Source organism: Frankia sp. CgJB1 (assembly GCF_977947065.1).
The window spans coordinates 1-8,402 of the sequence record NZ_CDWTNB010000174.1; the positions used below are offsets into that span (position 1 = coordinate 1).

The window sequence follows — 8,402 nt, forward strand, 5'->3', positions numbered from 1 at the left end:
AGAACGAGGCGCGGTTGCGGCTGGTTGACTATTGTGTGATGGGGCTGGTCACTTGGGCCTTCCTGGGAAGGCAGGCTATCGGAGCGCCGGAGAGGTTGCTGTGGAGATCGAGGAGACCGCGCTGCCTGGCATCGGGCTGCGGCACGACTTCGCGACGCGCAACGGCCGCCGGCTCGGAGTCGTGTCCCACCATCACGGGCGCCGGGACCTCGTGATCTATGATGCGGACGACCCGGACGCCTCGCGTGAGTCCATCGCGCTGACGCCGGAGGAGAGCGACGTGCTCTCCGAGCTGCTCGGTGCCCCGCGCATCGTCGAGAAGCTCGCTGACCTCAACCGTGCCTTCGCCGGGCTCGTCGGTGAGCAGATCGCGATCCTGCCCGGCTCGCCCTACGTGGGCCGCGAGCTCGGGGATACCCAGGCCCGCACCCGCACCGGCGCCTCCATCGTCGCGGTCGTCCGCGACCAGCAGGTGCTCGCCTCCCCGCGGCCGGACTTCCGGTTCGAGGCCGGAGACGTCGTTGTTGTCGTCGGTACGCCGGAGAACACCGCATCCGTCGGTATGTTGCTCCGCAACGGCTGACACGGGCAGGGAGGGCAGTCGGGACCGCGTGCACTCCACCGCGACGACCTTCCTCGAGCTCGGCGGGATTCTGTTTTGCCTAGGAGTCCTCGGGCACCTCGCGCTGCGCATCAGTGTCTCACCGATTCCCCTGTACCTGGTGGGTGGGCTGGCGTTCGGCCGGGGTGGCCTGCTGCCGCTCGGTGGCAGCGAGGAGTTCATCGGGGTCGGCGCGGAGATCGGGGTCGTCCTCCTGCTGCTTACCCTCGGTCTGGAGTACACCGCCGACGAGCTGCTGTCCGGGCTGCGCAGACAGGCGCCGGCCGGGGTGCTCGACCTGGCGCTCAACGCCACTCCCGGGGTCGTCGCCGCGTTCCTCCTCGGCTGGGGCCCGACGGCGGCGGTCGTCCTGGGTGGGGTGACGGCCATCTCCTCCTCGGGGATCATCGCGAAGGTGCTGGGGGACCTCGGGCGGCTCGGTAACCGGGAGACGCCAGTCGTCCTGTCCGTCCTCGTGCTCGAGGACCTCGCCATGGCGGTGTACCTGCCGGTTCTCACCGCGTTGCTGGCCCATCACACGTTCGTGCGCGGATCGCTGACCGTGGCGATCGCGCTCGGAGTCCTGGTGGCGGTGCTCTACATCGCGCTGCGGCACAGCGAGAAGGTCACCCGGCTGGTCTTCAACCCGAAGGCCCACCGCAACGACGAGATCCTGCTGCTCCGGGCCCTGGGGCTGGCCCTGCTCGTCGCCGGGGTCGCCCAGCGTATGCAGGTGTCGGCCGCGGTGGGTGCGTTCCTCGTCGGCATCGCCCTGTCCGGACCGGTCGCCGAGGGTGCCGAGGAGGTCCTGCGGCCGCTGCGCGATCTGTTCGCGGCGGTCTTCTTCGTCTTCTTCGGCATGCAGACCGATCCCGCCGAGATCCCTCCGGCGCTGCTCACCGGGTCCCTGCTCGCGATCGCCGGAGTCGCGACAAAGGTCATGACGGGATGGTGGGCCGCCCGCTCGGCGGGAATCGGGACCATGGGCCGGTTCCGGGCCGGGGCCGCCCTCGTCGCACGCGGCGAGTTCTCGATCGTCATCGCGGGCCTCGCGGTGGCGGCCGGCCTCGAACCCCGGCTGGGCCCGCTTGCCGCCTGTTACGTGCTGCTGATGGCCGTCCTCGGCCCGCTGGCGGCCCGGTTCGTCGAATCGGTGATCCGCACGGCTCGGCGGCTGCAGGCCGCCCGGTCGCCCTAGCGCCGAGCGGGCAACGGTGGGCGGGCGACGGCACCCGCCGCTGACGGCGGGGGCGACTTCCCGGCGGCGGTGTCGTTACCGGGACGGCGATGTTTGGGAGTATGCAGCCCATGAGCGGACTTCTCGAAGGTAAGCGCGTTCTCGTCACCGGGGTTCTCACGGAAGCCTCGATCGCATTCAGCGTCGCCCGCATCGCCCAGGAGCAGGGTGCGGCGGTGGTCCTCAGCGGATTCGGGCGGGGGCTGTCGCTGACCCGCCGCATCGCCAAGAGACTGCCCACCCCGGCGCCCGTCGTCGAGTTGGACGTCACCGACGAAGAGCATCTCGCGGGGCTGGCCGGGCAGGTGCTCGAACATGTCGACGGCCTGGACGGCGTGCTGCACGCGATCGGGTTCGCACCCGAATCGGTGCTCGGTGGGAAGCCGTTCGTCGAGGCGGCCTGGTCCGAGGTCGGCACCGCCCTGCAGATCTCCACCTGGTCGCTGGCGTCGCTCACCCGGGCCGCCCTACCGTTGTTCGCTGAGAAGGCGTCGATCGTCGGCCTGGACTTCGACGCGTCCGTCGCCTGGCCGTCGTACGACTGGATGGGCGTGGCGAAGGCCGGCCTCGCCTCCGCCACCCGCTACCTCGCCCGTGATCTGGGATCCCGGGGCGTGCGGGTGAACCTCGTCGCGGCCGGCCCGCTGCGGACCATGGCGGCCAAGAGCATCCCGGGCTTCAGCCAGTTCGAGGAGATCTGGGACGGCCGGGCGCCGCTTGGCTGGAGCGTCCACGACACTGCGCCGGCCGCCCAGGCCTGCGTGGCGCTGCTCTCGGACTGGTTCCCGGCCACCACCGGCGAGATCGTCCACGTCGACGGCGGCGTGCACGCCGTCGGGGTCTGAGCGCGGCTGGCCGTCGGGGGCAGGGCGCAGCTGGCCGTCGGGGTCAGGGCGCGGCCGGGGTCCCGGGGCCCGGGTGTGGTGGGTCTGGCCCGGATCAGCCGGCTGTCTCGTCCAGCAGGTCCAGTGCCGTTCCGACGATCGTGTCCAGCTCCACCGGTGGGCGGCGACGGCGGTCCCGCGACGAGGCCGTGTCCCGCCGGGCGAGGTTGCCGCTGCCGGCGTGGCCGGCGGCGCCGGAGGTCGATGAGCCCGGGTCGGTGTCCCCCGGCGGCCCTCCCGGCGGCCCGGAGGCCTCCGGCAGTGGCGCGCTCGAACCGAGGGCGGAGATGGGATCTCCGTGGACGCCGGCGAGGAAACTCAGGGCACGGGGGTCCCCGTCGACCACCGTTACGATCGGGGTGCGCCGGTCCGCGGGGAACACCTCGGTGAGCAGGGCGTCGGAACCCTCGGCCAACCCGCGCCGGGCCTGCAGCGCGTGGAACATCGCGTTCGGGGAGGTCACGCACACGACCGTGATCTCTCGGCCGAGGCCGGCGCGTAGCTCCGCCGCGGCGTGCAGCACCTCCGGCATGACCGTACCCATCCCGACAAGGGTGAGCGCGGCGTCGGGGCCGCCCTCGTGGAGCCGGTACCCTCCGGCGAGGACCAGGGCCCGGCGTCGGTGCCGTTCCAGCGCGTCCACGGGGACCTCGGCGAGGCGCTGATCGACCGGGCGGGCGGAGAGCCGGATCACGCAGGAGGTGCCGTCGAGGCGGGCCAGCCCGCCGAGGCCGGCCAGCAGGCACCAGGCGAGATCGTGCGCGAAGGCCGGTTCCCACGTCGCGGCCACCGGGGCGGGGACGACGTTGCCACCGTTCCAGGCCAGGTTGCGGACGACCGGGTCGAGACCGGTGTCCGCCACGGCGAGCATCGATCGGGCGTCCGCGGTGGCGCCGGCCATCCAGCCGGGCAGTACCCGTCCGACCGCCACCTCGTCGGCGACTCCGACGGGCAGCAGCGGCAGACCCTGGCGGCTCCAGGCCACTCCCAGTGAGGCCAGCACCCCGCCGAAGGCCGTGGCCGACAGGCCTCCGGCCACATGCCGGCCCGGTTGGTCCCCGTCGGTCCGGTCCGCCGCGGCCAGCCAGCCGGCGAGGACGGGGTCGGCGTTGCGCGTGCTGATGGTCAGCACCGCGGCGGCCGCCTGGGGCGCGAGCCGGGGTAGGTCCCGCAGCATCTCGCCGAACGCCTCCTGGGTGGAGATCCATGCCGGGAAGCGGTGGTCGGAGTCGGTCGGCACGGGTGGGGCCGCGCCGAGCGGCACCGGCACCCGGTCCAGGTAACCGGCGACGTGCTGGGCGAGGCGGTGGGCCGCGGCGTCGTCTCCCGGCGGGAGAGCCGGGCGGGTGCCACCGCCGGCGGCCGGCGCCGTGCCCGGTCCGGCGGACGGGGCCGCGGACGCGTGGTCGGCGGTCCGTCCGCTGTGGATCTGTTCGCTGTGGATCTGTTCGCCGTGGGAGCGCTCCTCTCGGGCGAGCTCGTCGCTGGTGTAGGCGAACAGGACCGTGGGCCGGTCCGCCGCGACTTCATCGAAGGCGTCGATCAGCAGGGGGAGGTCGTGGCCACCGAGATCGCGCAGGCAGGCATGGATCTCGTCATCGGTAAGGGTGTCCAGCAGGCGGCTGATGCCGGCGCCGGACGCGCCGGGCCCGGCGAGGCGGCGGCGCAGGTCGGCTCCGTGGGCCTGCAGCAGCGCGCGGTACTCGCCCATCGGGAGCTGGTCGAGGCGGTTGCGAAGCGCGTGACCGCCGGGGGCCCGGAAGAGCGCCTCGAGGACGCGTCCGTATCGGACGGTGAGCACCTGCCAACCGGCGGCTTCGAACATGCGCGCCGCGCGGGCGGGCTTGCCGATGCCGCCGACCGGTCCGGCCGGCGCGGAGCCGGACACCGTCACCACCCAGAACAGCTCGCCGAGATGGGCGATCCGCTCATCGGTGATTGTTTCCCAGACGGTCGGGTCGTGCAGCTCGGAGTAGTCGATCAGACAGATTTGCCGACCCTGGGGAGTCCGGTCGAAGCGTTCCCCGGCATAACGGCGGGCCAACGCCGCCCAGACCGTCCCGCTCGGTCCGATGTTGCCGGCGCCGAGGGCACGCAACGGCCGACCATCGGGCCCGGAACGGACCCCGTTCGGACGGATCTCACCCGGCCGGGCCTGGGGGAGCCGGTAGACGGCGGGGACGGGTGATGCGGCCGCCGTCTCCTCGGCCGTCGTTTCCTCAGCCGTCGGCCTGGCGTGCGCCAGGACGTGATGGACGGCATGGATCAGCGGGGCGGCGCGTGGAGTCACACTGACGCGGTCCTCGGCGCGCAGAGCGTCGAACCACAGTACCGTGGCGATGCTCGACACCGAGGCCACGGCCGCCCGTTCCGACTCGGCGGCGACCGCGGACCGCTGCCCGGCGCGTTCGTCCCCGTCGATGATCCGGGCCGCGACGCTCCGCAGCCGCCGTTCCACGGCGGCCAGCGCGGCGAGGTCGAGTACGCCACCGGGCGGCCCCGGCATGGCCGGGTCTGGGGGCCCGGGGATGGCCTGGGCCGCGGCCGGCGAGGTCTGGGTTCCCACGACGTCGTCTCCGTTCGTCGGTCCGGTCGGGGGCTGGCGGCTCCCGGCGGACCGCCCTCGGCCCGGTCGTCGCGGGTGACCCGGTGTTCGTGGGTGACCCGGTGTTCGCGGGCCCGGTCGTCGGTCTGGTCGTCGTGTGTGACCCGGCCGTCGGTCCCCGGCGCGGGCGGATCCACGGACCGGGCCGGGACCGGCCCCGCGGCGCCGTCTGGCGTAATGATCATTTCCCCCCGGCCGGAGCGCGTGTGCGCCGCCTCCACCGGTCTGACATCGGGCCTGCGCATGACCGGCCTACGTCCCACGACTCCGACCTCCCAAAGTCCGGACGTGCGGTGGTGCGGTGCCGGTCGGAGGTTGCGCCGCCGGCCGGATCGGCGGTGCCCGCCGCCGTCACATGGTGTGTCCGCGTCGGTATCCCACCTTCACCACGGTGGCCGTACCATTTCAGCATCCGCGTTCCATCGCGGTGGCGTTGGCCGTCGTGCGTCAGCCCGGTGATGCCGGGACTGCCGTGCCAGGACTGTCGCGGCGGGACTGCCGTGCCAGGACTGCCGCCCCGGCGGTCAGCCGTCCCGGCCGAGCTCGTCGATCCGGATCCGGAGCGCGGGCTCGTCGACCGGTGCCACCTCGACCTCGACGGCCTTGACTCGGCTGGTCGCGCCGCGGACCAGCCGGACGTCTCCCCGGCGCACCCGCAGTGCCGCGCACAGGGCCCGCAGGGCGGCTTCGGTGGCCCGGCCGTCAACGGCCGGCTCGGTGACCCGGACGACCAGCAGCGGGCCGTGCAGCGGGTCCTCGCGCCGGCCGCCCACCGCGGTCCGCCCGGCGCCCGGCTGAACTCGGATCATCAGACGCATGCGCGCATCGTCCCCCCGGATCGTCCCGCCCGAGCGACCATCCCGCCCGGATCGTTCCACCTGTGTCGACCATCCCGCTCGCGTGACCGGTTCGCGTGACCGGTTCGGGGCGGCACCAGGGAGGATCGCGAGGGTGGCCAAGCCGATGCCGGTCGGCGGTTGAGGCGTCATCGTCGGCGGACACCGGGATTCGACGCGGTGGCCGCTACCATCCGACCCATGGGCGCAAATGAGGGTCGTGTCGCACTGGTAACAGGTGGTAATCGGGGGATCGGCGCCGCCTGCGCCGCCGCCCTGGCGGCCGCGGGTGAGCGGGTCGCGGTCGCCAGCCGCGGGGGCACCGCCCCCGAGGGGATGCTGGGCGTCCGTCTGGACGTCGCCAACAGCGAGAGCGTCGACAAGGCGTTCATGGAGGTCGAAGCCGAGCTCGGGCCGGTGGAGATCGTGGTGTCCAACGCCGGCATCGTGCGGGACACCCTGCTGGCGACGATGAGCGAGGACGCGTTCCAGGAGGTCGTGGACACGAACCTGCTCGGCGCCTACCGGGTGGCCAAGCGTGCCTCCCGGCCGATGATGCGGCTGCGCCGGGGTCGGCTCATCTTCATCTCCTCCGTCGTCGCCTCCGTCGGCGGCCCCGGCCAGTCCAACTACGCGGCGTCCAAGGCCGGCCTGATCGGCTTCGCCCGTTCCCTCGCCCGCGAGCTGGCTCCGCGCAACATCACCTCGAATGTGGTCGCTCCGGGGCCGATCCGGACCGACATGACCGACGCGCTGACCGAGGCGCAGCGGGAGCAGCTCACCGCCAGCGTCCCCGGTGGCCGCATGGGTGAAGCCGAGGACGTCGCAGCCCTCGTCGCCTTCCTCGCCTCCCCGCAGGCCGGTTACATCAACGGTGCGCTGATCCCCGTGGACGGCGGGCTGAGCATGGGGCACTGAGTTGAGCACGGGGCACCGGGCTGAGCATGGGGCACTGAGTTGAGCACGGGGCACCGGGCTGAGCATGGGGCACTGAGTTGAGCACGGGGCACTGAGCACCGCTTCGGCGGCACCGTGATCGAGTGTGATCGGCATTGCGGCTTAGGGGACCGTCGTGGTGGTGGGCGGGGCTGGTGTGGATGGTGGCGGCGGATGCGGCGTAGCAGGTGGGCTTCGGCGGCGTGGGCGAGGTCGTGAGCGGCGGTCAGGGTCAGGTGCGCATCGACGGTGACGTCGGCTTCGGCGCACAGGGTGTGGCCGATCCAGCGCAGCCGCAGCTCGCGGACGGCCTCGATGCCCTCGGTATGCAGGAGTGCCCTGGTGGCTTCGGCGACCACGGCGGGGTCGACGGCGTCCATGAGCCGGGCCCCGACGACGCGGGCGGCGGAGCGTAGGACGCCGAGGATCGCCAGGCCGATGGCGGGGTCGGCCCAGTGCCAGCCCACCGCGACACCGGCGGCGCCGAGGAGCACCGCGAGGCTGGTGAGACCGTCGGTGCGGGCGTGTAGGCCGTCGGCGACGAGGGCGGCGGAGCCGATCTGATGGCCGACCCTGATGCGGTAGCGGGCGACGATCTCGTTGCCGAGGAAGCCGACGAGCCCGGCCGCGGCGACCGCTCCCAGATGGTCGACACGCTGGGGGTGCAGGAGGCGGTCGATCGCGGCCCAGCCGGCGAGCGCACTCGACAGGGCGATCATCGCGAGGACGGCGAGGCCGGCGAGGTCCTCGGCGCGGCCGTAGCCGTAGGTGAACCGGGCGGTGGCCGGGCGGCGCGCCACGGTGAAGGCGATGAGCAGGGGGACCGCGGTGAGCGCGTCGGCGACGTTGTGCAGGGTGTCGCCGAGGAGCGCGACCGGATCCGGACAGTGCCACGACGGCGGCTTGCAGGGCGGCGGTCAGCCCGAGACCGGCCAGGCTGATCAGGAGGGCGCGGCGGCCGGCGGTGTCGGCTTCCAACGCGTCGTCGATCTGGTCCGCCGGATCGTGGCTGTGCCCTCCGGCCAGGTCTGACAGGCCGTGACGAAGCCGCGCCCACCGCCCGCTCGCGTGGTGGTCATGCCGTCCGCCGTGCGGGTGCCCGCCGTGATGATACCCGTGCCCGTGGGCGTGGCCATGGGTGGGGAGCTCATGCTCGTGGCCGCTGTTCATGTTCCGCGACGATAGACGAAAACGATCAGTGCGGCATGGTGGCAGCTGCCATCCCATCGCACCTGCGTCCCGGTGCGTACCGCGGGCCGCTGGTGCCGGTTCGGTTGCTCGTCTGTGCCCAGCTCCTAGGTCT

The 8,402-nt window shown here is 73.0% G+C and carries 8 protein-coding genes; 5 read left to right on the forward strand and 3 right to left on the reverse strand.

Annotated elements, in window-relative coordinates:
* Positions 1-100: 100 nt before the first annotated feature.
* From AC08OT_RS16720 to fabI, 3 genes are all read left to right on the forward strand, one after another.
* Positions 101-583 (forward strand): cation:proton antiporter regulatory subunit, encoded by a 483-nt coding sequence (locus tag AC08OT_RS16720; protein ID WP_476593953.1) that lies wholly within the window; start codon positions 101-103, stop codon positions 581-583.
* 28 nt (positions 584-611) lie between these two features.
* Positions 612-1,799 (forward strand): cation:proton antiporter, encoded by a 1,188-nt coding sequence (locus tag AC08OT_RS16725; protein WP_476593954.1) that lies wholly within the window; start codon positions 612-614, stop codon positions 1,797-1,799.
* Positions 1,800-1,909: 110 nt separating this feature from the next.
* The gene (fabI, locus tag AC08OT_RS16730) at positions 1,910-2,683 is read left to right on the forward strand and encodes an enoyl-ACP reductase FabI (RefSeq protein ID WP_476593955.1); all 774 of its coding nucleotides are present in this window, start codon (positions 1,910-1,912) and stop codon (positions 2,681-2,683) included.
* Between the two features lie 94 nt (positions 2,684-2,777).
* On the opposite strand, the gene AC08OT_RS16735 is transcribed toward fabI, so the two are convergent.
* Positions 2,778-5,288 (reverse strand): pyruvate dehydrogenase, encoded by a 2,511-nt coding sequence (locus AC08OT_RS16735; RefSeq protein ID WP_476593956.1) that lies wholly within the window; start codon positions 5,286-5,288, stop codon positions 2,778-2,780.
* Positions 5,289-5,851: 563 nt separating this feature from the next.
* On the reverse strand, positions 5,852-6,145 hold the full coding sequence (locus AC08OT_RS16740; RefSeq protein ID WP_476593957.1) for a DUF167 domain-containing protein: 294 nt from the start codon (positions 6,143-6,145) through the stop codon (positions 5,852-5,854).
* Between the two features lie 219 nt (positions 6,146-6,364).
* On the opposite strand from AC08OT_RS16740, the gene fabG reads away from it, so the two are divergent.
* Positions 6,365-7,081, forward strand: coding sequence for a 3-oxoacyl-ACP reductase FabG (gene fabG / locus AC08OT_RS16745; protein ID WP_476593958.1), 717 nt, complete (start codon positions 6,365-6,367; stop codon positions 7,079-7,081).
* On the opposite strand, the gene AC08OT_RS16750 is transcribed toward fabG, so the two are convergent.
* The gene (locus AC08OT_RS16750; RefSeq protein ID WP_476593960.1) at positions 7,027-7,953 is read right to left on the reverse strand and encodes a cation diffusion facilitator family transporter; all 927 of its coding nucleotides are present in this window, start codon (positions 7,951-7,953) and stop codon (positions 7,027-7,029) included. The two genes, fabG and AC08OT_RS16750, sit on opposite strands and share 55 nt — an antisense overlap.
* Between AC08OT_RS16750 and AC08OT_RS16755 the strand changes: the two genes are divergently transcribed.
* Entirely contained in the window at positions 7,910-8,131 is a 222-nt protein-coding gene (locus AC08OT_RS16755; RefSeq protein WP_476593959.1) for a hypothetical protein, read from the forward strand. The two genes, AC08OT_RS16750 and AC08OT_RS16755, sit on opposite strands and share 44 nt — an antisense overlap.
* Positions 8,132-8,402: the final 271 nt, after the last annotated feature.

What these genes read in the sequence shown, in the direction of transcription:
- fabI (WP_476593955.1), top strand. Translation starts at nt 1,910, where the DNA reads ATGAGCGGACTTCTCGAAGGTAAGCGCGTTCTCGTCACCGGGGTTCTC.
- AC08OT_RS16740 (WP_476593957.1), bottom strand. Translation starts at nt 6,145, where the DNA reads ATGCGTCTGATGATCCGAGTTCAGCCGGGCGCCGGGCGGACCGCGGTG.
- fabG (WP_476593958.1), top strand. Translation starts at nt 6,365, where the DNA reads ATGGGCGCAAATGAGGGTCGTGTCGCACTGGTAACAGGTGGTAATCGG.
- AC08OT_RS16755 (WP_476593959.1), top strand. Translation starts at nt 7,910, where the DNA reads ATGAGCAGGGGGACCGCGGTGAGCGCGTCGGCGACGTTGTGCAGGGTG.